Origin of the sequence: Microbacterium rhizophilum (assembly GCF_039605615.1) — a bacterium.
GTDB classification, from domain to species: Bacteria; Actinomycetota; Actinomycetes; order Actinomycetales; family Microbacteriaceae; genus Microbacterium; species Microbacterium rhizophilus.
The window spans coordinates 110,460-137,072 of sequence record NZ_JBCNUN010000002.1 but is presented as its reverse complement, the minus strand read 5'-3'; the positions used below and the strand labels follow the sequence as shown (position 1 = coordinate 137,072).

General features: G+C 68.5%; 21 protein-coding genes. 17 read left to right on the top strand and 4 right to left on the bottom strand.

Annotation, left to right across the window (positions count from 1 at the left end; translation table 11 throughout):
• Positions 1 to 1,545, top strand: coding sequence for a glycoside hydrolase family 43 protein (locus tag AAD528_RS04625; RefSeq protein ID WP_345750884.1), 1,545 nt, complete (start codon positions 1 to 3; stop codon positions 1,543 to 1,545).
• Between the two features lie 64 nt (positions 1,546 to 1,609).
• Here the strand turns inward: AAD528_RS04625 and AAD528_RS04620 are convergent, their stop codons facing one another.
• The 3 genes from AAD528_RS04620 to AAD528_RS04610 form a co-directional block, all read right to left on the bottom strand.
• Complete coding sequence (locus tag AAD528_RS04620; protein WP_345750883.1) at positions 1,610 to 3,364, bottom strand: ABC transporter ATP-binding protein; 1,755 nt, start codon at positions 3,362 to 3,364, stop codon at positions 1,610 to 1,612.
• Between the two features lie 63 nt (positions 3,365 to 3,427).
• Positions 3,428 to 4,471: a LacI family DNA-binding transcriptional regulator gene (locus AAD528_RS04615; protein ID WP_345750882.1), complete on the bottom strand. Its 1,044-nt coding sequence runs from the start codon at positions 4,469 to 4,471 to the stop codon at positions 3,428 to 3,430.
• A gap of 10 nt (positions 4,472 to 4,481) precedes the next feature.
• Positions 4,482 to 6,626, bottom strand: a complete 2,145-nt coding sequence (locus tag AAD528_RS04610; RefSeq protein WP_345750881.1) for an alpha-galactosidase — start codon at positions 6,624 to 6,626, stop codon at positions 4,482 to 4,484.
• Between the two features lie 145 nt (positions 6,627 to 6,771).
• Here AAD528_RS04610 and AAD528_RS04605 point away from each other — a divergent pair, with 145 nt between their 5' ends.
• From AAD528_RS04605 to AAD528_RS04565, 9 genes are all read left to right on the top strand, one after another.
• The gene (locus AAD528_RS04605) at positions 6,772 to 8,082 is read left to right on the top strand and encodes an ABC transporter substrate-binding protein (protein ID WP_345750880.1); all 1,311 of its coding nucleotides are present in this window, start codon (positions 6,772 to 6,774) and stop codon (positions 8,080 to 8,082) included.
• Between the two features lie 232 nt (positions 8,083 to 8,314).
• The gene (locus AAD528_RS04600; RefSeq protein WP_345750879.1) at positions 8,315 to 9,154 is read left to right on the top strand and encodes a carbohydrate ABC transporter permease; all 840 of its coding nucleotides are present in this window, start codon (positions 8,315 to 8,317) and stop codon (positions 9,152 to 9,154) included.
• Positions 9,151 to 9,999, top strand: a complete 849-nt coding sequence (locus tag AAD528_RS04595; protein WP_345750878.1) for a carbohydrate ABC transporter permease — start codon at positions 9,151 to 9,153, stop codon at positions 9,997 to 9,999. Before AAD528_RS04600 ends, AAD528_RS04595 begins: the two co-directional genes overlap by 4 nt.
• Positions 9,996 to 12,494 carry a glycoside hydrolase family 2 protein gene (locus AAD528_RS04590; RefSeq protein ID WP_345750877.1) on the top strand — a complete coding sequence of 833 codons (2,499 nt, stop codon included), beginning with the start codon at positions 9,996 to 9,998 and terminating at the stop codon, positions 12,492 to 12,494. Before AAD528_RS04595 ends, AAD528_RS04590 begins: the two co-directional genes overlap by 4 nt.
• On the top strand, positions 12,491 to 13,459 hold the full coding sequence (locus AAD528_RS04585) for a glycoside hydrolase family 113 (protein WP_345750876.1): 969 nt from the start codon (positions 12,491 to 12,493) through the stop codon (positions 13,457 to 13,459). Before AAD528_RS04590 ends, AAD528_RS04585 begins: the two co-directional genes overlap by 4 nt.
• Before the next feature lie 161 nt (positions 13,460 to 13,620).
• The gene (locus AAD528_RS04580) at positions 13,621 to 14,457 is read left to right on the top strand and encodes an SDR family NAD(P)-dependent oxidoreductase (protein WP_345750875.1); all 837 of its coding nucleotides are present in this window, start codon (positions 13,621 to 13,623) and stop codon (positions 14,455 to 14,457) included.
• Positions 14,458 to 14,507: 50 nt separating this feature from the next.
• Positions 14,508 to 16,088 (top strand): FAD-binding oxidoreductase, encoded by a 1,581-nt coding sequence (locus AAD528_RS04575; protein WP_345750874.1) that lies wholly within the window; start codon positions 14,508 to 14,510, stop codon positions 16,086 to 16,088.
• 48 nt (positions 16,089 to 16,136) lie between these two features.
• On the top strand, positions 16,137 to 17,471 hold the full coding sequence (locus AAD528_RS04570; RefSeq protein WP_345750873.1) for an MFS transporter: 1,335 nt from the start codon (positions 16,137 to 16,139) through the stop codon (positions 17,469 to 17,471).
• 135 nt (positions 17,472 to 17,606) lie between these two features.
• Positions 17,607 to 18,869, top strand: coding sequence for a cytochrome P450 (locus AAD528_RS04565; RefSeq protein WP_345750872.1), 1,263 nt, complete (start codon positions 17,607 to 17,609; stop codon positions 18,867 to 18,869).
• Between the two features lie 44 nt (positions 18,870 to 18,913).
• Here the strand turns inward: AAD528_RS04565 and AAD528_RS04560 are convergent, their stop codons facing one another.
• Positions 18,914 to 19,840: a LysR family transcriptional regulator gene (locus tag AAD528_RS04560; protein WP_345750871.1), complete on the bottom strand. Its 927-nt coding sequence runs from the start codon at positions 19,838 to 19,840 to the stop codon at positions 18,914 to 18,916.
• 124 nt (positions 19,841 to 19,964) lie between these two features.
• Here AAD528_RS04560 and AAD528_RS04555 point away from each other — a divergent pair, with 124 nt between their 5' ends.
• From AAD528_RS04555 to AAD528_RS04525, 7 genes are all read left to right on the top strand, one after another.
• Entirely contained in the window at positions 19,965 to 21,176 is a 1,212-nt protein-coding gene (locus tag AAD528_RS04555) for a cytochrome P450 (RefSeq protein ID WP_345750870.1), read from the top strand.
• Positions 21,173 to 21,496, top strand: coding sequence for a 2Fe-2S iron-sulfur cluster-binding protein (locus AAD528_RS04550; RefSeq protein ID WP_345750869.1), 324 nt, complete (start codon positions 21,173 to 21,175; stop codon positions 21,494 to 21,496). The genes AAD528_RS04555 and AAD528_RS04550 overlap by 4 nt, the downstream gene beginning before the upstream one ends.
• 18 nt (positions 21,497 to 21,514) lie before the next feature.
• Positions 21,515 to 22,747 carry an NAD(P)/FAD-dependent oxidoreductase gene (locus tag AAD528_RS04545; RefSeq protein ID WP_345750868.1) on the top strand — a complete coding sequence of 411 codons (1,233 nt, stop codon included), beginning with the start codon at positions 21,515 to 21,517 and terminating at the stop codon, positions 22,745 to 22,747.
• A gap of 73 nt (positions 22,748 to 22,820) precedes the next feature.
• Positions 22,821 to 23,273 (top strand): HtaA domain-containing protein, encoded by a 453-nt coding sequence (locus AAD528_RS04540; RefSeq protein ID WP_345750867.1) that lies wholly within the window; start codon positions 22,821 to 22,823, stop codon positions 23,271 to 23,273.
• A gap of 125 nt (positions 23,274 to 23,398) precedes the next feature.
• Positions 23,399 to 23,920 (top strand): flavin reductase family protein, encoded by a 522-nt coding sequence (locus tag AAD528_RS04535; protein ID WP_345750866.1) that lies wholly within the window; start codon positions 23,399 to 23,401, stop codon positions 23,918 to 23,920.
• A 65-nt stretch (positions 23,921 to 23,985) separates the two neighbouring features.
• Entirely contained in the window at positions 23,986 to 25,521 is a 1,536-nt protein-coding gene (locus AAD528_RS04530) for a 4-hydroxyphenylacetate 3-hydroxylase N-terminal domain-containing protein (protein WP_345750865.1), read from the top strand.
• A 73-nt stretch (positions 25,522 to 25,594) separates the two neighbouring features.
• Positions 25,595 to 26,599, top strand: a complete 1,005-nt coding sequence (locus AAD528_RS04525) for a helix-turn-helix domain-containing protein (RefSeq protein WP_345750864.1) — start codon at positions 25,595 to 25,597, stop codon at positions 26,597 to 26,599.
• The last annotated feature ends 14 nt before the right edge of the window (positions 26,600 to 26,613 follow it).

The following is a 26,613-nucleotide window of genomic DNA, read 5'->3' as shown; positions in this document are numbered from 1 at the left end:
ATGGCGACCGTCGCGAACCCGGTGCTGCCGGGATGCCATCCGGATCCGTCGATCTGCCGGGTCGGGGAGTGGTACTACCTCGTCACCTCGACGTTCGAGTACCTGCCGGGGCTGCCGGTCATGCGCTCCCGCGACCTCGTGCGGTGGCAGACGATCGGTCACGTGATCGACCGCACGGGAATGCTCGACTACGAGGGCATCGCGTCTTCCGGTGGACTGTATGCGCCGACCATCCGGCACCACGACGGGCTGTTCTGGGTTGTGTGCACGATCGTCGATCAGAACGACGACACGCGCGGCGGCAACTTCCTCGTCACGGCGACTGATCCGGCCGGTCCCTGGAGCGATCCGATCTGGCTCGACGTCGACGGCATCGATCCGTCGGTCGCGTTCGACGACGACGGGCGGGTGTGGATGCACGGCACCCGGCTCGCACGCGAGCCCGAGTACTTCCACCAGACCGAGGTGTGGGTGCGCGAGTACTCGCCCGTCGAACGGGCGTTCGTCGGTCCCGAGCACGTGATCTGGCGCGGTGCCGTACGCAGCGCGGTGTGGGCCGAGGGACCGCATCTGTACCAGATCGACGGGCGCTGGTACCTCGTCGCGGCCGAGGGCGGCACCGAGTACCACCACGCGGTCAGCGTCGCCCGCGCCGACGAGATCGCCGGGCCGTACGAGGGCAACCGCGCCAACCCCGTGCTCACGCACCGGCACCTCGGGCGCGCCACGGACGTGATCGGCGCGGGGCATGCCGACATCGTGCAGGCGGCTGATGGATCGTGGTGGGCCGTGCTGCTCGCGATGCGCGCGGCCGACGGTCATCACTATCCGCTCGGTCGCGAGACATTCCTCTGTCCCGTGTCGTGGGAGGACGGCTGGCCGGTCTTCGCCCCGGGCGAGGGGCGGGTGCCCCGCGAGGTCGAGCTGCCCTGGTCTGTGACTCCCGCACCCGCCGCCGCGTGGCAGCCGGATGACCGCGTGCCGGGCACCGTGCGGCCGGACGATGCGCGGTGGACGGCCCTGCGAGCACTGCCCTCCGAGGTGTCCGAGGATGACGGCGGCACGTGGACGCTGCCCGCGCGCGCGGAGACCCTCGCGGACGCGACGGTTGTGGCGTTCCGCGGCCTGCGACAGCAGCACGCCGACGTCGACGCGTTCGCCGATCTGGATCTCGCCGCGCTCGCCGACGGCGAGAGCGCGGGATTCGCGATCCGTCAGTCGGAGAAGGATCACGTGACACTCGCGTTCGCCCGCACGAGCGCGGGCCTGACGCTGCGTGCGACGCACCGGCACGGCGGTGAGGACCGCGTGCTGCATGACGAGGCTCTGGCTTCCGAGCCTGGCCGGATCGGCGTGCGCGCGCGCGGGTACCGGTACGAGCTGGTGCACGCCGACGCCGTGGTGGCCGCCGTCGACGCCCGTGAGTTGGACGCGGTCGCAACCGGCGGTTTCCTCGGCGTGTGGTTCGGGGTGTTCGCGACGAGCCACGGTGCACCACCGCGTGGGCAGGTCACGATCGCGGCGTTCGACTACGCGCCCGCGTGACGCCAGGGGCTCCAGCGCCGTCGCGACGCCCACGTTCACGCGGAGCTGCGGTAGGGAGCGGCCCTCATCCCGCCTGCGCGGCGTGCATGCGGGCGTAGCGCCCGCGCAGTGCGACCAGCTCGTCGTGCGTGCCGCGTTCCACGAGCCGTCCGCGCTCGAGTACGACGATGAGGTCCGCCGATCGAATGGTCGAGAGCCGGTGTGCCACGACGAGCGTGGTGCGACCCTGCATCAGTCGATCGAGCGCCTGACGCACGAGCCGCTCTGATTCGGCGTCGAGCGCGCTGGTGGCCTCGTCGAGCAGCAGGATGCGCGGGTCGCGGATGAGGGCCCGCGCGATCGATAGCCGCTGGCGCTGCCCGCCGCTGAGCCGAGCGCCGCGTTCGCCGACGACGGTGTTCCAGCCGTCCGGCAGCGATTCAACCGCGTCGAGGATGTTCGCGTCGGCGAGTGCCGCGCGCACGATGTCGTCGGGCACGTCCTCCATGCCGTAGGTGACGTTGTCCCGGATCGACCCCGTGAACAGCACGGAGTCCTGCGGCACCACGCTCACGTGGCGGCGTACCGCCCGCAGGTCCAGTGCGGCCGTGTCGACGCCGTCGAGCAGGATCCGGCCGGCGGTGGGGCGGGCGAATCCGAGCACCAGGTTGAGCACGGTCGACTTGCCGGCGCCAGACGGGCCGACGAACGCGACCGAGGTGCCTTCGGGGATGTCCAGGTCGAGATCGTTCACCGCCGCATCGCCCTCGGGATATGTGAGCGAGACGCCCTCGAACCGGAACGCGCCGCGCACGACTGCGGGTGCGATCTTGCCCGCGTTGCGCTCGACATCCGGCTCCTCGAGCACCTCCGCGATCGAGCGCAGTGACTCGCGGCCGCGCGTGATGATCGGAGCGAGGCTGAGCAACCCGACGACCGCGTTCGTGACGACGATGAAGTAGGTGCTGAGCAGTACCACCTGGCCGGGGCTCACGAGCGACAGGCCGCTCACCGCGACGATCGCCGACGCGACGAGGGCGGCGATCGACAGCAGCTGCAGCGACACCCAGGCGATCGAGTTGAAGCGCCCATTCATGATGTCGAGGTTCAGGCCCGAGTCGCGCACCTGCTCGGCACCACGCACGAGCCGGGAGGTCGCGGTCGGCTCGAGCCCGTGCGCCCGAGTGATCGGCAACAGCGAGGCCATCTCGCCGACGCGCGACGAGAACTGCTCGACATCGCGCCGGAACGTCTCGTTGCGGCTCTCGGTGTGCGAGCGCAGCCAGCGCACCAGCAGCGCGCACAGGACCACGACCGGCAGGAACACGACGAGCGCGATCGGCAGCTGCAGCGAGAGCACGATGACGGCCGATGTGAGCGTGCTCGTCGCACTGAGCAGCGGGGGAGCGCCCTGCAGCATCATGAGCTCGACGTTCTCGACGTCGCGCACGACCTTCGTCTGGATGATCGATGAGTTCGCGCGGCTGTGATACCCGATCGTGAGCTCCTGCAGGCGATGGGCGAGCGCGTTGCGGATGCGCACACCGAGATCTCGCACGGTGCTGCTGTACAGGCGCACCCAGAGCAGGTTGGCGGGGTAGTTGACGAGCACCAGTCCGCCGGCGATCGCCCCGTACAGCGCGATCTCCGAGATCGGGCCGCCGTCGACGACGGCGTCGAGCACGGCGGCGGTCACGACGGGGATCACCCACACCGGCGAGTCCTTGACGACGTAGGCGACCACCGCTAGGGCCAGACGCCAGCGAGACGGTCGCAGCGCGCGCACGAGGCCGCCCATCGGGCGGTCGACCGAAAACGGCTGGAGCTCGTGATGCGTCATGCTTCAGATTATGGCTGAAGCGCTTAAGCTGCGGGCGCTGCGGCCGGCACCGGGACCGCGAACTCAGGCGGAGCGGACGGGGCCGGTCGTGCCGCGCTCGTGCAGCGTGGGGGTGCCGGCGAGATGTGCGGCCGGGAGGGTACCGCCGAGAAGACCGTGCAGCAGGCGTGCGGCCGCGTCGCCGTACTCGACGACGTCGTAGCTCATGACCGAGATGGGCGGATCCGTCACGGTGGTCAGCAGCGAGTCGTCCCATCCGATGATGCTCAGATCGAGTGGTACGTGAACACCCCGGGCGCGTGCGGTCTTCAGCCCCGTGACCGCGGTGAGGCCAGAGTCGTAGACGATCGCCGTGTAGCCGCTCTCGGCGTCGTCGAGCAGCTCGTGCGTGTGGCGTTCGGCCAGCGTGACGCCGAAGTCGCCGTGCACGATGCGATGCCGCAGCTCGAGCCTGGCGCATTCGGCGGCGAAGGCCTCGTCGCGGATGTGCACATGCGCGAAGTGCGGCCCACCGGCGACACGGGCGACCGAGCGATGCCCGAGTCCATGCAGATGGCGCACGGCGTTGCGGATGCCGGTGGCATCGTCTGTCCACGCGGTCGTCAGCCCGCCGGTGAGGGAGGGATCGCCGATCGCGACGGCGGGCAGTCCAATGCGGCGCACCAGCTCCACGCGGGGATCGTCGCGCTCGAAGTCGACGAGCAGCACCGCGTCCACGCGCTGCGCGGCCTTCCACTGCCGGTACATGGAGCTCTCGGCCGCACGATCGGGGGCGAGCTGCAGCAGCAGACCGCGCCGCTGTTCGGCGAGCCCGATCTCGAGGCCCGCGATCAGCTCCATGAAGAACGACTCGTTGGCGAGGAATCGCGGGTCGCGGCGCAGGATGAGGCCCACCGTGTCGGTGCGCCCCTGCGACAGCATGCGGGCGGCCGCCGCCGGCGCGAACTCGAGCTCGGAGGCGATCGCGAGGATGTGCTCGCGCGTGCGGGGCGACACGCCGGGCTTGTCGTTGAGGGCGTACGAGACGGCCGAGGTCGACACGCCCGCTCGCTGCGCGATGTCGCTGATCGTCGCACGGCGCGGCGTCGATCCGTCTGGCTCGAGCATGACCACGACTTTAGGCCATGCCCGTATCCGGTCCGACCGCCGTCAGATGCAGCACCACGGCCTGAGAGGGCCAGAGAGCGGGAAACTGAAGACCGATGGTGCCGAGCACCGCGCCTGGCAGGACGACCTCGCCGGATGTGAGCCATTCCGGGGTGATCCAGCCGTGCTTCGGCGCTCCGATCTCCTCGCGCACGCGCAGGCGATACCGGACGTCGGGATCGAGCCCCGGCAGGAGGATCGGCGCGGATCGGGCGTCTTCGAGCGCCGCTATCGTCGCCACCGTGAACACCGCTTCCCGGCGGTCCGGCGCGACCGCGCCGGTCACGCGCCATGCCGGATCGTCGAGGTCGGGATGCACCGCGGTGCCGCTGTGGATCAGCGTCCGCAGTTCGCGATAGAGCGCGGTGAAGCCTGCGATCGCGGCGAACTCGGCGTCGTCGAGCGACAGCAGATCCCACTCGAAGCCCGCGTGTCCCATGAGGCTCGTGGTGAGGCGGAAGGACAGATCGGTCGTGCGTCCCGAGCTGTGCGATTCGGTGGGGCCGACGTGGCAGCCGACCAGCTCGGGCGGCAGCATCAGCTGCGTCCAGCGCTGGATGTCTTGGCGCTCTACCGGGTCGTTCGAGTCGCTCGCCCAGACCCGATCGGTATGGGCGAGCACGCCGAGGTCGGTGCGGGCGCCGCCGCTCGAGCAGGACTCGATCTCGAGCCCGGGGTGGGTCGTGCGCAGCTCGTCCATGAGCCGGTACGCGGCGAGCGTCTGCTCGTGCGTGCCGGGGCGCCCGTCGTGCACGGACTCGACGAGGTCGCGGTTGTGGTCCCACTTGATGAACTCGATGCCGAGGTCGGCGATCAGCGCGCTCATCTGGTCGCGCACGTGGGCGTAGGCGGCAGAGTTCGCCAGGTCGAGGACATACTGCGTGCGCCACGACAGGCCTCGATCCGCCGCGAGGTGCGCGGGATCGTGCAGCAGCCAGTCGGGATGGGCGCGGGCCAAGTCGGAGTCGAGGCTCACCATCTCGGGCTCGAACCACAGCCCGAACTGCATGCCGAGATCGTGCACGCAGCCTGCGAGGCCGCGTAGGCCGTCGGGCCAGATCGCATGGTCGGGCTCCCAGTCACCCAGGCTCGTGGTGTCGTCGCGGCGGCCTTGGAACCAGCCGTCGTCGAGTACGAAGCGCTCCACGCCCACCTGCGCGGCGCGATCCGCGAGCCGCCGCAGGCGATCGCCGTCATGATCGAAGTAGACGGCCTCCCAGGTGTTCAGCACGAGCGGGCGGGGGGAGCGGGGATGGTGCGGACGCGCGCGGAGCCACGTATGGAATCGCGCGCTCAGACCGTCGAGACCCGCATCCGAGTGGGCGAACAGCGTGTCGGGTGTGCGATAGCGCTCTCCCTTCGCGAGCCGCATCTCCGCTGGGCGCAGCAGCTCACCCGCGCCCAGCAGCTGCACCGCGTCCGTCACGCGGTCGGTGCGGTAGGTCGTGTCGCCGCTCCACGCGACGTGCACGGCCCACACCTCGCCCGACCGGTTGCGCGGCACGCCCTCCGACAGGATCCCGAGCGTCGGGTTGTCGTGCCCGGGCCGGCCCCGCCGGCTCTGTCGCGCGACGGATCCGCGCGGCACGGGCGTCGTGAGCGGGATCTTCTCACGAGTCCACCGCCCCGAGAACGTCGTGGCGTGAGATGCCCGCTTCGGCACGGGCAGTGTGGCCTCCAACCAGTGCACGTCCAAGGCGGCATCCGCGGTGTTGCCGATCTCATGGGACACGGTCACGATGCCGTGCACGAGGCGGATCTCGGTGCACAGCTCTACGCCGTCGGCCACGGCGTCGATCACGGCGTGCGCGGGGCCGATGTCAGCGGCGATCACACGCCAGCGCGGGTGCAGGGGCCCTCGCCCTCGCGTCAGCTCGAAGCCCGGCCGGCCGGTCCAGCCGTCGCTCTCGTCAGGCAGCAGGCTGAGCTGCCACGCGGCGTCGAGCGTGCCTGGCGCGGTCTGCCTGCTCAGAGCGGCCGCGGTTGCGGCGAGCTCATCAGGGGAGAGGTCGCCCGGATCGGCTCCCCAGTGCAGCACGCGGGGTAGGCCATCGGCGGGCACCTGCAGCAGCACGGCCACGCCGTCGTCGGCGAGACGGATGATCTCCTGGTCCATCGCGGACTCCTCTCGGATGCCGGCGCGTGGTCCCCTCTTGACAGGCACGCCTTCGTGTCCATACGCTCATGCCAACTTAAGCGCTTAAGTGGGCTCGACGCAATCGCCGAGTCGGGAATGTCAACGGAGACAGGAGATACCCACCATGGCCACCAGGAGAGTCCTCATCGCAGGCGCGGCGCTCGGCGCCGGAGCACTCGTGCTCAGCGGCTGCGCGGGCGGAGGCACGCCCAGCGGAGGAGACGATGAGATCGCGGGGACGATCACCGTCATCACACAGCGCACCGACATCGTCGACACGGTGTTCCAGGACTACAAGGCGCAGTTCGAGGAGGAGTACCCCGAGGTCACGGTCGAGTTCGAGGCGATCACCGACTACGAGGGCGAGATCGCCGTCCGCATGAACACCGACGACTACGGCGACGTGCTGCTCATCCCCAACAGCGTCAATCAGGCCCAGCTGCCGCACTTCTTCGAGCCGCTGGGCACGGTCGACGAGCTCAGCTCGACCTACCGCTTCCTCTCGGAGGAGGCGTATGAGGGCCAGGCCTACGGCATCTCGATCACGGGCAACACGCAGGGCCTCGTGTACAACAAGGACGTCTGGGCGGACGCGGGGGTCACCGAGCTGCCGACCACGCCCGACGAGTTCCTCGCCGATCTGCAGGCAATCGCCGACAAGACCGACGCGATCCCGTACTACACGAACTACGCGGATGGCTGGCCGCTGAGCCAGTGGGACGGCAACCGCGGCGCGATGGGCGATCCCGACTATGCGAACGAGCACATCGCGTACAGCGACACCCCGTGGGCGGACGACGAGTGGCACGGCATCTCGGACGGCCTGCTGTTCGACATCGTCGCGAACGGGCTGAGCGAGCGCGACCCGCTCACCACCAACTGGGAGCAGTCCAAGAATCTGCTCGGCAGTGGACAGGTCGGCACGATGCTGCTCGGCTCGTGGGCGATCACCCAGATGCAGGATGCCGCCGAGGCGGCCGGTTCGTCCCGCGACGTGATCGGCTACATGCCGTTCCCGTATCAGGTGGACGGCACCTTCTACGCGCAGGTCGGCGGCGACTACAAGAACGCGATCAACGTGCACAGCGAGAACAAGGCCGCGGCGCGGGCTTGGATCGAGTGGTTCGCCGAGGAATCAGGGTACGCCTTCGATCAGGGAGGGCTGTCGCCGCTGGTCGACGGGCCGACGCCCGAGGTGCTCGGCGACTTCGATGCCGCCGGCGTCGAGTACGTCGAGCTGACGCCGGCGCCTGCGGGCGCCGAGAGCCTGGAGAACGACATCGTGAGCGCGTCCGAGATCGACCTGTACGGCGCGGTCTACCGCCAGGAGCTCGTCGACATCGCACGCGGTGCCGCCGACGGCACCAAGGAGTCGTACTTCGCCGAGCTCAACCAGCGCTGGGCCGACGCCCGCGCCAAGGTCGACGCCGGCTGACGTGCCGCGGAGGGACGCCGCCGCATCGCCGCGGCGTCCCTCCCACGCGCGCCCCGCACGTCGTAGAGAGGACCGATGAGTGACGCACTCGACAGAAGCCCCTTGGGGAGCGCCGGCGGGCGACCCGCCGCCCGACACTGGCGCCACACGCACGCTGATCCTGCCGCCACAGGCACGCAGGAGGACGCGTGGCCCCGGGAATGCCCGCGGCACGCGCTGGTACACGCCGTGGTTGTACCTGCTCGTGCCGGTGGGACTGCTCGTGGTGTTCACGTACGTCCCTGTCGCGAACATGATCTGGTACAGCCTGACCTCGTGGGACGGCCTCGACCCGCAGAAGGACTGGGTCGGCCTTGAGAACTACCTCGAGATCTTCACCCGGCCGCAGCTGTTCCAGGTCTTCTTCGTCAGCCTCTACTACCTGGCCGGCTCGGTCATCCAGATGCTGCTCGCGCTGTACTTCGCGACCATCCTCAGCTTCAAGACGCGCTTCCGGAACTTCTTCAAGGGCGTGCTGTTCTTCCCCTACCTGATCAACGGCGTAGCGATCGGGTTCGTCTTCCTGTACCTCTTCCAGCCCGACGGCACGCTCGACAGCATCCTTGCCGCGGTCGGCGCCCCCAACGAGGATCACCATTGGCTCGGCGATCGTGAGAGCGTCAACTGGGCCCTCGCCGCCACGAGCGTCTGGCGGTACATGGGATTGAACTTCGTGCTGTTCCTCGGCGCGATCCAGTCGATCCCAGGGGAGCTCTACGAGGCAGCCGAACTCGACGGCGCGAACCGATGGCACCAGTTCCGGTACATCATCGCGCCCGGTATCAAGCGCATCATCAGCCTGTCGTTCATCCTCGCCATCTCGGGCGCGCTGGCCGTGTTCGAGATTCCGTTCATCATGACCGGCGGCGCCAACGGCAGTGCCACGTTCGTGATCCAGACCGTGCAGATGGCGTTCGAGTTCCGCCGGGTCGGGCTCGCCTCGGCGATGGCGGTCGTGTTGCTGCTCATCGTGCTGATCGTCACCTGGATCCAACGGAAGATCGTGCCCGACGAGGAGGTCAGCCTCACATGACCGGCATCGCTCTCATCACCACGCGCCGCACGATGGCGCAGACCGTCAAGTACGTCTCACTCGTGCTCGCCGCGCTCGTGGCGGTCGTGCCGCTCGTCGTCGTGCTGTTCGCGTCGTTCAAGTCGCGTGAGGAGTACGCTACGACGGGCCCGCTCGCCCCGCCGAGCAACTGGTTCAACTTCGAGAACTTCGTCACCGCGTTCACGCGCGGCAACATGCTGCTGGGCTTCGCGAACACCACGATCATCCTCGCCGTGTCCCTCGTCGGCACCATCGTCATCGGCACGATGGCGGCGTATGCGATCGACCGGTTCCAGTTCCGTCTGAAGGCGCTCGTGGTCGGGCTGTTCCTGATCGCCTCGCTGGTGCCGGGAGTCACCACCCAGGTCGCGACCTTCCAGATCATCAACGCCCTCGGCCTGTTCAACAGCCACGGAGCCGCGATCGTGCTCTTCATGGGGACGGACATCATCGCGATCTACATCTTCATGCAGTTCATGCAGTCGATCCCGAAGAGCATCGACGAGGCCGCGATGATCGACGGCGCGAATCGGTGGACGATCTACTGGCGGCTGATCCTTCCCCTTCTGTCGCCGGCGATCGTGACGGTCTGCATCATCAAGGGCATCGCGATCTACAACGAGTTCTATCTGCCCTACCTGTACATGCCGTCGGCGAAGCTCGGCGTCATCTCGACATCGCTGTTCCGGTTCACGGGACCCTTCGGGGCGCAGTGGGAGGTGATCGGAGCGGGCACGATGATCGTCATCCTGCCGACGCTCGTCATCTTCGTGCTGCTGCAGCGCTACATCTACAGCGGCATCACCGCAGGAGCCACCAAATGACCGTGCACATCCGACCGCTCCACGACGGCTGGAGCCTGCGGGCAGGCGAGGGGCGGAACGTCCCCGCGGCCGTGCGCGCCGCTGGCGCGATCCCCGCGACCGTCCCGGGCAGTGCGACCACCGACCTGCTCGCCGCCGGACTCATCGACGACCCGTTCCTCGACGACAACGAGCGGCTCCAGGCGTGGATCGGGGCGACGGACTTCGCGTACGCCCTCGACTTCGAGTGGCACGACGATGGAGCCGAGCGCGTGGATCTCGTCTTCGACGGACTCGACACGGTCGCGACCGTGTCGCTGAACGGCAAGCCGATCCTGTCGGTGCGAAATCAGCACCGGTCGTACCGCGTGCCGGTGCGCGCCCAGCTGGGCGACGGCTCGAACGAGCTGCGCGTGGAGTTCTCGGCGCCCGTCCCCGCGGCCGATCGTGCGGCGCTCGAGCTCGGTCCGCGCCCGCACGTCAACCATCACCCGTACAACGCGCTGCGCAAGATGGCGTCGTCGTTCGGTTGGGACTGGGGCATCGATACCGCGACGTCGGGCATCTGGCGTCCTGTGCGCCTCGAGTCATGGTCGGGCGCGCGGCTGGCGGCGGTGCGGCCCGTGCCGCGGATCGACGGCGGCGACGGCGTGGTCGACGTGCATGTCGAGCTCGAGCGCACCGCCAACGAGCCCGTGCGCGTCATCGCTCTCGTCGGCGGCGTCGAGCAGATCGTCCCGGTCACCGCCGGCGCGGACGCGGCGGTGGTGACCGTGCGGGTGCCGGAGGTGCAGCGATGGTGGCCCCGCGGCTTCGGAGATCCGCACCGCTACACGCTCGACGTGTCCGTCGAGGACTCCGCCGGGGTGCGGGATGCGCGACAGCTCCAGATCGGATTCCGCGAGGTGCGCATCGACACGACGCCGGATGCCGACGGCACCCCCCTGCGCGTGCTCGTGAACGACCGGCTCGTCTACGTGCGGGGCGCCAACTGGATCCCCGACGACGCGTTCCCGCATCGGGTCGACCGGGCGCGGTACGAACGGCGCATCCATCAGGCGGAGACCGCGAACGTGAACCTGCTGCGCGTCTGGGGCGGCGGGCTCTACGAGAGCGAGGACTTCTACGACCTCTGCGACGAGCGCGGCATGCTCACCTGGCAGGACTTCCTGCTCGCGTGCGCCGCGTACGCCGAAGAGGATCCGCTGCGCTCCGAGATCGAAGCCGAGGCGCGCGAGGCCGTGACGCGGCTCGCAACCCATCCTTCGTTGATCGTGCTCAACGGCAACAACGAGAACCTCGAGGGCTTCGAGGAGTGGGGGTGGCCCGCGCGGCTCGACGGGGCGACCTGGGGCGGGTTCTACTACCACGAGCTGTTCCCCGCGCTCGTCGCCGAGCTCGCCCCGCACGTCGCGTACACGCCGGGCAGCCCCTTCACACCCGGCGGCGTGAGCCGCCCGAACGACCCGGCGCACGGCAGCGTGCACATCTGGGATCTCTGGAACCGGCGCGACTGGCCGGACTACCGTGAGTACCGGCCGCGGTTCGTGGCGGAGTTCGGCTGGCAGGGACCGCCGACCTGGGCGACGCTCACGCGCAGCGTGCACGACAACCCGCTGTCTCCGGTGTCTCCCGGGTTGCAGGTGCACCAGAAGGCCATTGACGGCGATGTGAAGCTGACCGGTGGGCTCGTGGCGCATACGCCCGTGCCGCGTGACATGCGCGACTGGGTGTGGGCGATGCAGCTGAACCAGGCGCGCGCGATCGGCACGGCGCTCGAGCACTTCCGTTCGCTCGCCCCGCTCAACGCGGGGGCGATCGTATGGCAGCTGAACGACGACTGGCCGGTGGTGTCGTGGGCCGCAGTCGACGGCGACGGCCGCGAGAAGCCGCTCCTCTACGCGATGCGGCACGCGTTCGCCGACCGCCTCGTCACGATCCAGCCCCGCGGCGACGCGCTCGCGGCGATCCTGAGCAACGAGACCGAGACGGCGTGGAGCGGCGAGCTGGTGCTCGAACGGGTCGATGCCGAGGGGGCGGTGCTCGCGACCGAGACCGTGACGATCGACGTCGCGCCGCGTGTAGCCGCCACAGTCGGGCTGCCGGACTCGATCGCAACACCTGGCGATCCAGCGAGCGAGCTCGTGCGCGCCCGAACCGAAGAGGGGACCGGCTGGTGGTTCTTCGCCGACCTTCGCGATGCGCGTCTCGAGCCCGCCCGGTTCGACGTGCTCGCCGCGACCACGGGCGAGGGGCTGCGGGTCGAAGTGACGGCACGCACGCTCGTGCGCGATCTGGCGCTGCTCGTCGATACCCTCGCGCCCGATGCCGTCGTCGACGATGCTCTGGTGCATCTCCTGCCGGGGGAGACCGCGATCTTCGTGGTCGCATCGTCCGAGCAGATCGCCGCGGACGCGCTCGCAGAACGCGGGGTCGTGCGCACGGGCAACGACCTCGTCGCGGGGGCGGCGAGCCTGACCATCACGGAATCGGAACTGGCGGAGGAGCGCGCATGAGCGGCGACTGGAATACGGAACGGGTGCGCGAGCGCCTCGGCTTCGTCACGGGCATGACCTGGGGGTGGACCGGCATCCGCGGCACGTGGGCGACGCCCGCGGCTGAGGCGTCGCTCGACGCGCTCGCCGACGTGGGCGCGCGCTGGAACTGTGTCACCTACGCGGCGCTGCAGGACAAGCCGTCATCGACCGAGATCCACTGGCGCGACGAGCCGACCGTTACCGACGACGAGGTGCGCTGGGCGATCCGCGCCGCGCGCGATCGCGGTCAGCGCGTAATGCTCAAGCCGGTCGTGAACTGCGCCGACGGCACGTGGCGTGCGTTCATCGGTTTCTTCGAGTTCGACGTGCCCGGCGAACCCGGCTGGGCCGATTGGTGGACGAGCTACACCGAGTTCATCCTGCATCACGCGCGGATCGCCGAGGAGGAGGCGGTCGAGCTGTTCGTGATCGGCTGCGAGATGGTGCGTGCGGATCGCCGCGAGGCCGAATGGCGCGAGCTCGTGCGGCGGGTGCGCGAGGTGTACTCCGGCCCCATCACCTACAACTGCGACAAGTACCAGGAGGACCAGATCACCTGGTGGGACGCGGTCGACGTGATCTCAGCCAGCGGCTACTACCCGAGCGGCGCGTGGCCGGGGCAGCTCGACCGCATCGAGAAGGTCGTGCGCGAGCACAGCAAGCCGTTCCTCTTCATCGAGTGCGGCTGCCCGAGCCGCGAGGGATCGGCGACGCGCCCGAACGACTGGACCTTCGGCGGCGGCGCCGACGCGCAGGAGCAGGCCGACTACCTCGCCGAGATGTTCGCCGAGGCAGGTTTCCGCGACTGGGTCGACGGCTTCGTGCTCTGGGACTGGCCAGCCCAGCTGTACCCCCGCGAGAAGGCGCTCGAGAACCGCGACTACTGCATGTTCGGCAAACCAGGTGCCCACGTGGTCAAGGGGTTCTACGACACGAGGGTCTGACTCGCCTCGCTGAACAGCCAAGCAGGTGCGTGCCGTCACGGCACGCACCTGCTTGCATGTCGGTGACCGGTGAGCTGCAAAGGTATCTCGTATCTTCCTGTCAGACAGATCTATGGCAGACTGGCATGTGAATCGATGAGGATCACCGGAAGGAATGGGCGATGACGCAGATCTCGGGAGCGATCGCGGTCGTCACGGGCGGGGCAGCGGGTATCGGCCGCGGGATCGCCGAGACGCTGCGCGACGAGGGCGCCACCGTCGTGATCGCCGACATCGAGCAGGAAGCCCTGGACCGGGCCGCCCGTGAACTCGGCGTGGAAGGGGTGCGGGTGGACGTGTCCGACGCCGCGAGCGTCGCGGCGCTCGCCGGCCACGTCGTGCGCGTGCACGGCGGGGTCGACATCGTCGTGAACAACGCGGGCGTCGGGCCGCAGGGCCGGATCGCCGACCTTACGCTGGATGACTGGCGGTGGATCCTCGACGTCAATCTCCTCGGAGTGATCCACGGCGTGCACGCTTTCCTCCCGCTTCTGCGCGCGAACCCGGCCGGCGGCCACATCGTCAACACCGCTTCCATGTCGGCGTTCGCTCCGATGCCGGGGCTGGGCGCCTACGCGGCCTCGAAGGCCGGCGTCGCGGCGCTGACCGAGGTGCTCGCGGCGGAGCTCGCCGAGGACGCACCGGACATCGGCGTCACCCTCCTCACGCCCGGGAGCGTTCACACCGACATCGCGCGGAGCCTCCGCAACCGCCCCGCCGGCACCGCCCAGGCGCTCACCGACGTCGATTTCGCGGCGAACCCCGGCAAAACCGCCGGGGCCGTCTGGCTCACACCGGGCCAGGTGGGCAGGGTCGTGGCCCGCGCGATCCGCAACGACGACTTCTACGCCATCACCCACCCGGGGCTGCTGCACCGCGTCGAGACGCGCCACGACGGTATCCGGCGCGCGTTCGAGGCGTACCCTCCCGTCGCCGAGGCCCCGCAGCCGCTCGACTGAAGCCCCCACCCGACGGCGTCGTCGGGCACACCCCAACGAAGGAGAGAACTGTGAGCGAGACCGTCGCAGAGCTGCCGACCATTTCCGACGGACTGCACCGAGAGCTTGCCGCGGTCGTCGGCGAGGACTTCGTCTACGTCGAACGCCAGAAGGTCGACGAGTTCAAGGACGCCTACTGGATTCCCGGCGACGAGACCTACGCGGCGGCCGCGGTCGTGCAGCCGGTCTCCACGGAGCAGATCCAGGAGATCATGCGCATCGCGAACCGGTACGAGATCCCGGTCTGGCCGCACGGCCAGGGGCGCAACTACGGCTACGGCGGTGCATCGCCGCGCGTGCGGGGGTCGATCCAGATCGGCTTCCAGAAGATGAATCGCGTCCTCGAGATCAACGACGAGCTGGCCTACGCGGTCGTCGAGCCCGGCGTCCGCTGGTTCGATCTCTACGACGCGGTGAAGACCTCCGGGTACCAGCTGATGACGCCGACCCCCGACCTCGGCTGGGGCTCCGTGATCGGCAACTCGATGGATTCGGGCATCACGTACCAGTTCTACGGCCAGGACTACATGTTCCCGACCGGGTTCGAGGTCGTCCTCCCCGATGGTGATCTGCTGCGCACCGGCGCCGGCGCGCAGCCGGGCAACAAGGCGTGGCACCTCTACAAGCGCAGCCTCGGCCCGTCGCTCGACCCGCTGTTCGTGCAGTCGAACCTCGGCATCGTGACGCGGATGGGCGTGTGGCTGAAGCGGCTGCCGGAGGCTTTCGCGCCGACGATGCTCTCGATCGGCGAGGACGAGGATCTCGAGCAGGCGATCGACACGATCCGGGAGCTCAAGCTCGCCGGCTACCTCGAGGGCGTGCCGACGCTCTACCCGACGCTCCGTGCCGCGGTCATGCTCCGCGACGACGCCGTACTCGACGCGCGCACGCAGGTCACCGCGGCGGACGTGCGCGCGATCGCCGAGCGCACCGGCGTCGGCGCCTGGGCGGCGCGCGCCGCGGTCTGGGGCGACGCCGAGATGGTCGAGCTCAAGCTCCGGCGCATCCGCGAGGCGTGGGCGAAGATCCCGACGGGCAAGGTCGAGGCGCCGCGCACCTTCGCGCCCGACGAGTACGACCAGCTCCGGTACTCCGGAGACGGGATCATGATCGGCATCCCGACGCAGAAGGCCATCGAGAACACGCCGGCGCACGTCGCCCACATCGGGTTCTCGCCGGTCGTGCCCCTGCAGGGCACCGAGGTCCGGTACGTGATCAACGAGATGCGCAAGCACATCCTCGCGTTCGGGCTGAACTTCTCCGGCGGCATCATGGTCACGGGCGAGCGCTCCGCGGTCGTGGTGGCCGGCATGCAATATGACAAGACCGACGCCGCCGCGGTGAAGAACGCGTTCGACCTCGCGAAGCACCTCATCGTCGAGATCGGCAAGCTCGGCTACGGCGAGTATCGCGCGCACCTCGACATCATGGACCTCGCGGCCGACCAGTACTCGTTCAACGACCACGCGTACCGCCGGTTCGTGGAGAAGATCAAGGACGCCGTGGATCCGAAGGGCATCCTCTCGCCCGGCCGGCATGGCATCTGGCCGGCCGCGTACCGTGACGGCGGCGAGCTGCGCGACCGCGTGTGACGACGTACCGCTCACCCACCACATCAATCGACATCGACGGAGATGAAGATGACCGAACCCGCATCGACCGCGCCCGCCGCGGATGACACCCGCACCGCGAAGCGCCAGGCGACCAAGGCCGCCATCGGCAGCTATGTGGGCACGACAGTCGAGTTCTACGACTTCGCGCTCTACCTCACCGCCTCGACGCTGATCTTCCCGACGGTGTTCTTCTCAGGAGTCGACGGGGCCGCCGGCATCGTCCTCTCGTATCTCACGCTCGCGGCGGGATACCTCGCCCGGCCCGCCGGGGCGATCCTCTTCGGCCATTTCGGCGACAAGCTCGGGCGCAAGCGGATGCTGATCATCACGCTGTTCGTGATGGGACTGGCATCCATGGGGATCGGCCTCATCCCTGACGCCGCGACGATCGGGGGCGCCGCGCCCATCATCCTCATCGTCTTCAGGATCATCCAGGGCATCGCCGTCGGCGGCGAATGGGCGGGGGCGAGCCTCATGGCCATGGAGCACTCCTCCGCGCGCCGGCGAGGTCTCGCAGCGAGCGTGGTCGCGAGCGGCGGGCCGAGCGGGAGCCTGCTGGCGACCCTCGTGCTGAGCCTCGTCTCGCTGCTGCCGGGCGAGCAGCTCTACAGCTGGGGATGGCGCCTGGCGTTCCTGATCTCGGCGGTGCTCATCGTGATCGGCCTGGTGCTGCGCTCGACTGTCAGCGAGTCGCCGCAGTTCCTCGCCGCACGCGAGGCGCGCGGGGTCGAACTGGAGCGGCGGGTGCCGTTGTTCGAGACGCTGCGCAGCAACTGGCGCAGCGTGCTGTTCGTGATGCTCGCGGCCGTGACGCCGTTCTTCGTGCAACCGCTGATCGCGTCATTCGCCGTGGGATACGCCGTCGGAGCCGGCAACCCGCAGGCCGAGGTGCTGTGGATGCTCACCCTCGCGAATCTCGTCAACGTGCTGACCGTGCTCGGCTGGGCCGCTCTGTCGGACCGGATCGGCCGCCGCCGTTCGCTGATGATCGGCTACGCGATCATGGCCGTCGCGATCTGGGCCGTGTTCGCGCTGCTCGGCACCTCGAGCATCCTGCTCGTGCTGCTCGCGTTCATCCTCGCCAACCCTCTCGCCCATGCGAGCATCCAGGCCCCGCTCGCGGCGTACATGAACGAGATGTTCCCGATCCGCAATCGCTACACGGGCGTCTCGATCTCGTATCAGGTGACCACGACGATCGCCTCCGGGTTCGCCCCGCTCGTGGCCACGGGGTTCGTCGCCGCGGGTGACGGCTCCACGGCGCTCCTCACGCTGCTGGTGACCGTGCTCAGCGCGGTCGGGTTCATCGCCGTCCTCGGGAGCCGCAGGCTCCACGAGCGCTTTAAGGAAGGCGAGATCTGATCTCCTCGAGCAGGCTATCCCAGGGGAACAGTGGAGGTTCCTCGATATTTTCCGCTTGGGCCGGGAGTGCTATCAGACAGATAATAGTCAGATAGCACTCCCGGCTTCGCCGATGAACCGGGAAGAACGCTGCAGATGCTCGGGCAACGGGGCCCGACGACAGGAACGAGCCTCTTCATGTCAACGAATATCGAATCGTCCGTGCCCGCCCCCATGGCGGATTGGGTCACGATGGACCATCTCGTCGCGGATCCGGAGAGCGCCGCCGAACGGCTTCTGCGCGAGTCGCCGATCGCCTTCGTGCCATTCATCGGCGGTCTCCTGATCAGCAGCTACCACGGGATCCAGGAGATGATGAACGACCCGGCGAAGCATACGGTCGTGAACTCGGACGGGGGCACGACGGATCGCGCCGTCGGTCCCAGCCTGATGCGACGCGAGGGCGAACAGCATGTGCGACAGCGCAAGCAGATCATGCCGAGCCTGCGACCGAGTGCCGTGGAGCGCGGGTGGAACAAGGTCTTCTCGAGAAACGCGCAGAAGCGACTCCGCGAACTCGTCGAGGCAGGCCCGGGCGCCAATCTCGACAGGGTGTTCGCGCGGCCTTTCGCGGCGGACAACCTCGCCGCGATCGTCGGCCTGCCCAATCTGACGCACGAAGACGTCGTCCGCTGGTCGCACGCGATGACGGCGGGATCCGCGAACATCTTCGATGACGCTGCCGTGTGGGTGACGTCGGATGCGGCCAACGTCGAGCTCGACGCGATCATCGACGGAGCCATCCCGTACGTGCGCGACCATCCCGATGAGTCGATGCTCTCGGCCATGCTGCGCGCCGACGACCAGCTGCCCGTCGAGGCGATCCGGGCCAACGTCAAGCTGGCCATTTCGGGCGGCGTGAACGAACCCCAGCACATGGTGGTCAACGGCGTGTGGGCGTTCACGAAGTACGCCGTCGACGCGGCCGATGCGGATGCTGCGACCTTTGCTCGTGCCTTCGACGAAGTCGCCCGTCTCTTTCCGCCGATCTCGATGATCGGCAAGAGATCCCGCACGGAGGGATACGACCTCGACGGTGTGTGGATTCCGGGAGACACCACGCTGGTGACCTTCCTTCTCGCGGCGAATCGCGACCCAGAGCAGTACGACCGCCCGACGGAGTTCGACATCGATCGCGAGCGGAAGGGGATCATGAGCTTCGGCAGCGGGCCGCACGTCTGTGCCGGGTCGAATGTCGCCAAGGCTGCTGTCGCCGGCGTCGCCTGGCCGCACCTCTACGCGGCTCTGCCGGGCCTGCGTGCGATCGATCCGCATGTCGTCGCGCCCACGGGCTGGGTCTTCCGGTCCCTGCCGGCGCTTCCCGTCACCTGGGATCGCGTCGTCCTGCCCGAGGATTGAATCCCCCGCGATTCGCTCCCAGCGGCGAGCCGTTCCGCTCCTCGTCACACACGGATCCCGAGCGGCGACGGGTTGTTCTGCCAGAGCCTGACGGCGAGATCGGCGATCGCTTCGGCCGCGGGGGTCGGCGTGATCTCGCGGCGCCAGGCGATGACGATCGCATCACGATCGGGGGCCTCCTCCAGAGGCAGCGCGACGACACGCCTGCCCTCATATGTTCTATCGACGACCGGGCGGACCGTCAGCAGACTGTAGCCCCAGCCGCGGCCGACGAACGCGCGCACCAGCTCCAGGTTCGTCGTCCGATGACGGATGTCCGGGACGATGCCCGCGGCAGTCAGCAACTCGAGTGCATGCTCGACGGCTGGGCTCGTGTCGAGCATGATGAACGGCTCGTCGCGCAGCTGCCGCAGTGAGACCGCCTCCGCGTCTGCGAGTGGGTGGTCAGAGCTGACCAGCGCGTGGACCGGCGCGTCGAAGAGATCGCGCGTCGCCAGCTCGAGATCGAGGCGGACGGTGGGCAGGAGGGCGAGGTCGATGTCGGCACTGGACAGCCGCGTCGTGAGCTCCTGTTGATCGCCGAGGACGATGTCCAGGCGCACCTGGGGAAGCGCGATCTGCGCGGCGGCGAGGAGGGAAGGCACGACGGACGGCGCGATCCCGTTCGGGGATCCCAGCCGCACGGCTCCGGCGGGCGCACCGGAGTCCGACGAGACCTGAAGTGCCTCGGCGTCGCGCAGCAGGCGCCGCGCGCGCTGCGTGACCTCGCGTCCTGCCGGAGTGAGCTGGATACCGCGGGCTTTCCGCCGAATGCACAGCTGGACGCCGAGCGCGTTCTCCAGCTCACGCAGGCCGACCGCGACCGCCGACTCCGACATGTGCAGGGCGAGTGCGGCTGCCGAGATGGAGCCCATCTCTGACACCGAGACGACGTATTCGAGCTGGCGGAGTGAATAGCGGACGCCGGCCATCGTAATTCCCCAGTTTTGCAGTGGATAATCCTTCGGATTCCCCACTTTATATCGGCTTGTTGTTCTGCGCATCATGAAGTGTCCGACATTGACACCGACGTCATCGGACAGGACGGATCAGATCATGCCCGTTGCAATGTCCGCGCCGACAGCGGATTGGGTCTCGCTCGAAGCCCTGACTGCCGATCCGATTCGTGTGTTCGCGCGATTGCGGGAAGAGGCGCCGATCGCCTGGGTGCCCACGCTCGGTCGCTACCTCGTCACCACTTACGCCGGTTGCCGTGCCGTCGAGAGCGACGGCGATGTCTTCGGCCCGGCTCGCGAGCGGAGCCTGATGCTCCGCTCGATCGGCCCGAACATGCTCACGAAGGGCGATCCCGCCCATGCTGTCGAGCGCGCCGCAGTCAACCCATCGTTGCGTCCGCGCGCCATGCACGAGATCTGGGGAGCGATCTTCGCGCGCAACGCCGAACGCGCTCTGCGGCACCTGATCGACGCGGGCCCGGGCGCCGACCTGGCGGTCCATTTCGCCGAGCCCTTCGCCGCGGCGAACCTGGCGGCACTCGTCGGCCTCGCACACGTCGACGCGGCGCTGATCAGCGAGTGGTCCGCGGCCTTCATCGGTGCGGTGGGGAACCACGCGGACGATCCCGACGCGTGCGAGCGCAACCGGGTGGCCAACGAGCAGATCGGCGAGCACCTCGATGAGGCGATCGATCGCGTCCGCCGCACCCCCGACCCGTCCATGTTGTCGGGACTGGTGAACTCGCCGGTGCCGCTGCCCGAGGATGTGATCCGAGCGAACATCAAGCTGGCGATCGCGGGCGGCGTGAACGAGCCCCAGCACACGATGACGAACGGCGTCTGGGCCCTCGCGACCCATCCTGAGCAACGTGACGCCGTCCTCGCAAGGCCGGAACTCTGGCCTGCCGTGTTCGAAGAGGTCGTCCGCTGGCTGTCGCCGATTCAATCTCTGACCCGGCAGGTGTTCGCACCGACGCGGCTCGAGGGCGTGGATCTGGCCGCCGGCGACCAGGTGATGGCCATCCTCGCCTCGGCGAATCGCGATCCGCAGCACTTCGATCGACCGGATGTGTTCGACATCCACCGCGAGAGACGGCCGCACCTCGGCTTCGGCGCCGGCATCCATCTCTGTGCCGGGAGCTGGTCGTCCCGCAGCGCGATCGCGCAGTTCGCGTGGCCGTTGCTGTATCAGCGGCTCGAAGGGCTGCGTCCGGTCGACCCGTCGCGTGCGCAGTGGACGGGCTTCGGCTTCCGCGGTCTCACCGAACTGCCCGTCACATGGGACCACGTCAAGGAGGGAACAGACGCATGACGCGAATCACCTACACCGATGCTGAGGGACACAGCCGGGAGATCGACGCCGCCGACGGAGCGAGCGTGATGCAGACAGCCGTCTCGCGCGGCGTGCCCGGGATCGTCGGCGAGTGCGGAGGATCGCTCATGTGCTCGACATGCCACGTGTATGTCGATGAGGCGTTCACCGCGCTCCTCCCGGCGCCGGACGACGACGAGGACGAGATGCTCGACGCGGTCGCGGCGGAGCGCAGGAGCAACAGCAGACTGAGCTGTCAGGTGAGGGTCTCCGACGCCATCGACGGGCTGTGCGTCCAGACACCCGAGAGACAGTACTGACCAGATGGACTGCACCCTATGAACGAGCACATCGTCATCGTCGGCTCCGGTCAGGCAGCGTGTCAGGCGGCCGCCTCGCTCGTCGAGGGCGGTTGGACGGGAGGCATCACCCTGATCGGCCGCGAGGCCGGGCTTCCGTACAGCCGGCCGCCGCTGAGCAAGGACTATCTGGCAGGGGCGACGGATCTGGAGGCGTTGTCGCTGCGCTCAGCGGAGTTCTTCTCGGGCGCGGTGCGGCTGATGCACGACGAAGTGGTCGAGATTCGACCGGATTCGAAGGCCGTGCGCACCCGTGGCGGCGAGACCATCGAGTATTCGTCACTGATTCTCGCCACGGGTGCGGTCAGCCGTGATCTCGCCCTGACACCCGCGGGCACCGACGGCGTCTTCAGCCTGCGCAGCGCCGAGGACGCCTGCCGCCTCCGGGTGGCGCTCGCCGCCGCGCGCTCCGTCGTGATCGTCGGCGCCGGTTTCATCGGACTCGAGTTCGCAGCGATCGCTCGTGCGAAAGGGTGTCATGTCACGGTGTTCGAGGCCGCCCCCGGTGCCATGGGGCGCGCGGTGAGTTCGGAGATGTCCGCCTACATGGCCGCGCGTCATCGCGAAGACGGCATCGATCTCCGGTTCGAAGAGGTCGTCTCGCACATCGAGATCCTGAACGACCGGGTCGTCGCGGTGAGCACTTCCCACGGCGAGCGGCTGCCGGCTGACCTGCTGCTCGTCGCGATCGGGGTGATTCCGTCGACCGAGCTTGCGGTCGCCGCCGGGATCGCTGTGGACGGGGGGATCGTCGTGGACAGGATGCTTCGTACCAGCGCTCCCGACATCTACGCGATCGGCGACTGCGCCAGATTCCCTTTCGGCGATGTCGGCACTCTCGTGCGGCTCGAATCCGTGCAGAATGCTGTCGACCAGGCGAAGGCCGTTGCGGCGATTCTGCTGGGGCAGGATTCTTCCTACGCCCAGCTGCCCTGGTTCTGGTCGCATCAAGGCAAGCTCCGACTGCAGATCGCGGGCCTCAGCCTCGGCGCGGATCGATCGGTGACGCTCTACACCCGGGACAGGCCGTCCGTATATCACTTCAGAAGCGGGCAGCTGATCGCCGTGGAGTCCCTGGGCGCGGCCGCCGAGCATCTCGCCGCGCGACGTGTGCTTCAGTCCGGGGCGGACGTGACCCCCGAAGATGTCCTGACCCCCGGGTTCGATCTGCGAAAGATCGCGCGCATGCTTCCCGTTCCCGTCGCCGGTTGATCAGTCGCTGCGGGGAAGCACGATGACAGACATCAGACGATACTCCGACGGGATCGAAGACCGGCGCTCGCGCTTGTGGATCGAGTGGTCCGTCAAGGCGAGCCTGCTGCGCTATGTGGCGTCGATGTCCGATGGCGCATACGAGGCCTTCGACGGAGCTGAGATCCGGCCCGCGTCGTTTCGCTGGCCCTGCGTCGCCGATCCCGGCGAGGGCCGGGCCCGACAGGTCTTCCGGGCCCGGGGGAGCGTCGTGCTGCGCGGGCATGGCGGGTTGCTCTATCTCCCGCTGACCCGGCCCACGGTGACCGTCGAGGCAGGGGCCGGCACACTCGCGATCGACTTTCCCTGGGCCTCGACCGGCCCGGAGCCTCCGCTCGAGATCGCGACGGTCTCGCTCCTCCCCGATCCGGGTGAGGGGGAACGACTTGCTGCGGCTGTGCAGCTGACCGAGGACGGCGCAGAGCTCTTCCGCGCCTACCCCGCCGGCGAGTCGATGGACCACCTCTTCGTGACCGCCGTCAGCTGATCCGCGCTCCGGTGCCGAAGTACGGCGAACTGCAAGTCGAGTTCGCTCGAGTCCAAGTCGGATGCGCATGCGAGGGCTTCAATCGGAGAAGCACCATCCCCCGCAACGACGCCCAGGGAGTGATCATGTCGATGTTGACCGCGCAGAGCGCGACCCCGCCCACCTCAGAGCCGCAACCCGCGTTCGATCCGCGCGACTTCCGTCGCGCGCTCGGGCGTTTCGCCACCGGCGTGACCGTTGTGACGTACGAGCACGAGGGCGCCCACTATGGAGCGACGGTGAACTCGTTCACGTCCGTCTCCATGGACCCGCCCCTCGTGCTCGTCTCGCTCGCGACGACCAGCCGGGCCGCGACCAAGCTGCCTGACCGCCCGTTCGCGATCAACGTCCTTCACCAGGACCAGCTCGACACCGCGATGCAGTTCGCGGGCAAGCCGCAGACGGGGACGCCCGTGCAGTGGAACCTCGACCACGCGGCACCGCGGCTCGCCGAGTCGCACGCCGCCTTCGTGTGCACCCCGTGGGCGATCCACGAGGCGGGCGATCACATCCTCGTGCTCGGACACGTCGAGCACTACGAGGCGAGCGAGACCGACGCCCTGGTGTTCTATCAGGGCGCGTTCCAGCGGCTGAGCTGCGTCTCCTGACGCCGACCGCGCTGCGCGGATCTGCCGCCACCGATCCACCACACGACGAGACAAGAAGGACGCCGATGTCCCTGACCGAATCCACATCCGACACGACCGTCACCCCGACGGCCACCCGTCCGCTCACCGGCGACGAGTACATCGAGAGCCTGCGCGACGGGCGGGAGGTGTACATCGAGGGCGAGCGCGTGAAGGATGTCACCACGCACCCCGCCTTCCAGACCTCCGTGCGGTCGATGTCGCGCCTGTACGACGCGCTGCACGACCCGTCCAGCGGTATGAAGACCGTGCCGACCGACACCGGCAGCGGCGGATACACGCACCCGTTCTTCAAGGTCGCGCGCAGCGCCGAGGATCTGCTCGACTCGCGAGAGGCCATCGCGCACTGGGCGAAGATGACCTACGGCTGGATGGGACGCACGCCCGACTACAAAGCGGCCTTCCTCGGCACACTGGGCGTCAACGACGCGTTCTACGGCGACTACCAGGACAACGCGCGCCGCTGGTACCGGGAGTCCCAGGAGAAGGTCCTGTACTGGAACCACGCGCTGATCAACCCGCCGATCGACCGCCACCTGCCGCCGGACGAGATCGGCGACGTCTTCGTGCACGTCGAGAAGGAGACAGACAACGGCCTCGTGCTCTCCGGCGCCAAGGTCGTCGCGACCGGATCCGCGACCACCCACATGGCGTTCATCGCCCATGCGGGCGCTCCCGTGCGCGACCGGAAGTTCGCTGTCATCGCGGGCATCCCGATGAGCACGCCGGGCATCAAGCTCATCAGTCGCACCTCGTACGCGCAGGCCGCCGCCGAGCACGGCTCGCCGTTCGACTACCCGCTGTCCAGCCGCTTCGACGAGAACGACGCGATCCTCATCCTCGACAAAGTGTTGGTGCCGTGGGAGGACGTCTTCATGTACGGCGACGTCGAGCAGTTCAACCAGTTCGGGCCCAAGTCAGGATTTGCGAGCCGCCTGACGCTGCAGGGCGCGACGCGTCTCGCGGTGAAGCTCGACTTCATCGCCGGTCTGCTGCTCAAGTCGCTCGAGATGACAGGAACCAAGGACTTCCGCGGCGTGCAGGCGCGTGTGGGCGAGGTACTGTCATGGCGCTCCACGTTCTGGGCCATCACTGACGAGATGGCGCGCAACCCCGAGCCGTGGATCAACGGAGCGGTCAACCCGAACCCCGACGCGGTCAACTCGTACCGCTGGCTGAGCATGGTCGCCTACGCACGCGTGCGGGAGATCGTGCTGCAGGATCTCGGCAGCGCCCTGATCTACCTGCCCTCGAGCGCCAAGGACTTCGACAACCCCGAGATTCGCCCGTACCTGGACCAGTACGTGCGCGGTTCCGGCGGGATCTCGGCCGAGGAGCGCGTGAAGACGCTCAAGATGCTGTGGGACGCCGTGGGTACCGAGTTCGGCGGGCGGCACGAGCTGTACGAGCGCAACTACCAGGGCAGCCACGAGCAGGTGCGGCTGCTCGTCTACGGCGACCACGCCGGCCGTGGCACGAGCAACCAGCTGATCGAGTTCGCCGAGCAGGCGATGAGCGAGTACGACCGTGACGGCTGGACGCTTCCCGAACTGCGCGGATGATCGTCCGAGGGCGAATCGGGTGCCCCGCTGATAGCGGGGCACCCGTCGCGCGCGTGATCGCTAACGTGAGCATGTGAGCGGCGATTTCGAGGAGATCCGCGGGCACGCGGACGACATCGACAGCTGGCGGGTGCTGATCACGGGCACGCAGCCCCCGTTCCAACGCGTCGAGAATCCCGAGGGCGGCGAGTTCGAGGGCACGCTGTCGCGGCAGGTGCTGGACCGCATCAGCGCGCACCTGATCGAGATCCATGCGGGCAAGCACGTCATCCACCGCACGGCAGAGCACATCCGCACCACGCCCGAGCCGTTGTACGTGGTGATGTTCCAGATCCAGGGCGAGTCCGTCTTCTCCCAGGCAGGCGCCAGCGCACGCCTGTCGCCGGGTGACTACACGGTCTCGTCGTCGTCGGTTCCCTTCTCGTGGGCCTTCGAAGGGGACTTCACGGTGTTCATGCTGCGCTTCCCGCAGGCCTTCATCGACGCCCCGCCGCAGTCGTTCCTGCCGCTGCTGGGACGCGCGCTGCGTCCCGAGGACGGGTTCGGCCGACATCTGTCGCCCTTCGTGCTGTCGGTCGCGCGCGACCCCGACCTGCTCCGCGGACCCGTCGGCCGTCGCGTCGCTCAGAATCTCGTCGACCTGTTCACGACGAGCTTCCTCGCGCATCTCGAGAACACACGCGCCGACACCGAGACGCCGACGCCACTGTTCCAGCGCATCACGGGCTATATCGCCGAGCACCTGTCGGACGCGGAGCTCGATTCCGCGGCGATCGCCGCCGCGAACTTCATCTCGACCAGATACCTGCAGGCGATCTTTCAGGAGCACGGCACGACCGTGTCGTCGTGGATCAAGGAACGGCGCCTCGCGGGCGCCCGCCGCGAGCTTGGCGACACGATGCTGCAGGAGCGCTCGATCGGCGAGCTCGCTGAACGGTGGGGATATCTCGATCAGGCGTACTTCTCGCGGGTGTTCCGGCAGGCGTTCGGCGAGAGCCCGAAGCAGTGGCGCGCCCGCGCGCTGCGACACCCGAGCGTCGACCGCGAGCCCGCACGGGCAGCACGGCGGGACGACTGAGGCGTCGTCGCGGG

Bases quoted from the DNA above. Each gene is read 5' to 3' on its own strand.
- AAD528_RS04625 (WP_345750884.1), top strand. From the start codon at position 1: ATGGCGACCGTCGCGAACCCGGTGCTGCCGGGATGCCATCCGGATCCG.
- AAD528_RS04620 (WP_345750883.1), bottom strand. From the start codon at position 3,364: ATGACGCATCACGAGCTCCAGCCGTTTTCGGTCGACCGCCCGATGGGC.
- AAD528_RS04615 (WP_345750882.1), bottom strand. From the start codon at position 4,471: ATGCTCGAGCCAGACGGATCGACGCCGCGCCGTGCGACGATCAGCGAC.
- AAD528_RS04610 (WP_345750881.1), bottom strand. From the start codon at position 6,626: ATGGACCAGGAGATCATCCGTCTCGCCGACGACGGCGTGGCCGTGCTG.
- AAD528_RS04605 (WP_345750880.1), top strand. From the start codon at position 6,772: ATGGCCACCAGGAGAGTCCTCATCGCAGGCGCGGCGCTCGGCGCCGGA.
- AAD528_RS04595 (WP_345750878.1), top strand. From the start codon at position 9,151: ATGACCGGCATCGCTCTCATCACCACGCGCCGCACGATGGCGCAGACC.
- AAD528_RS04590 (WP_345750877.1), top strand. From the start codon at position 9,996: ATGACCGTGCACATCCGACCGCTCCACGACGGCTGGAGCCTGCGGGCA.
- AAD528_RS04585 (WP_345750876.1), top strand. From the start codon at position 12,491: ATGAGCGGCGACTGGAATACGGAACGGGTGCGCGAGCGCCTCGGCTTC.
- AAD528_RS04580 (WP_345750875.1), top strand. From the start codon at position 13,621: ATGACGCAGATCTCGGGAGCGATCGCGGTCGTCACGGGCGGGGCAGCG.
- AAD528_RS04570 (WP_345750873.1), top strand. From the start codon at position 16,137: ATGACCGAACCCGCATCGACCGCGCCCGCCGCGGATGACACCCGCACC.
- AAD528_RS04565 (WP_345750872.1), top strand. From the start codon at position 17,607: ATGCTCGGGCAACGGGGCCCGACGACAGGAACGAGCCTCTTCATGTCA.
- AAD528_RS04560 (WP_345750871.1), bottom strand. From the start codon at position 19,840: ATGGCCGGCGTCCGCTATTCACTCCGCCAGCTCGAATACGTCGTCTCG.
- AAD528_RS04555 (WP_345750870.1), top strand. From the start codon at position 19,965: ATGCCCGTTGCAATGTCCGCGCCGACAGCGGATTGGGTCTCGCTCGAA.
- AAD528_RS04550 (WP_345750869.1), top strand. From the start codon at position 21,173: ATGACGCGAATCACCTACACCGATGCTGAGGGACACAGCCGGGAGATC.
- AAD528_RS04545 (WP_345750868.1), top strand. From the start codon at position 21,515: ATGAACGAGCACATCGTCATCGTCGGCTCCGGTCAGGCAGCGTGTCAG.
- AAD528_RS04535 (WP_345750866.1), top strand. From the start codon at position 23,399: ATGTCGATGTTGACCGCGCAGAGCGCGACCCCGCCCACCTCAGAGCCG.
- AAD528_RS04530 (WP_345750865.1), top strand. From the start codon at position 23,986: ATGTCCCTGACCGAATCCACATCCGACACGACCGTCACCCCGACGGCC.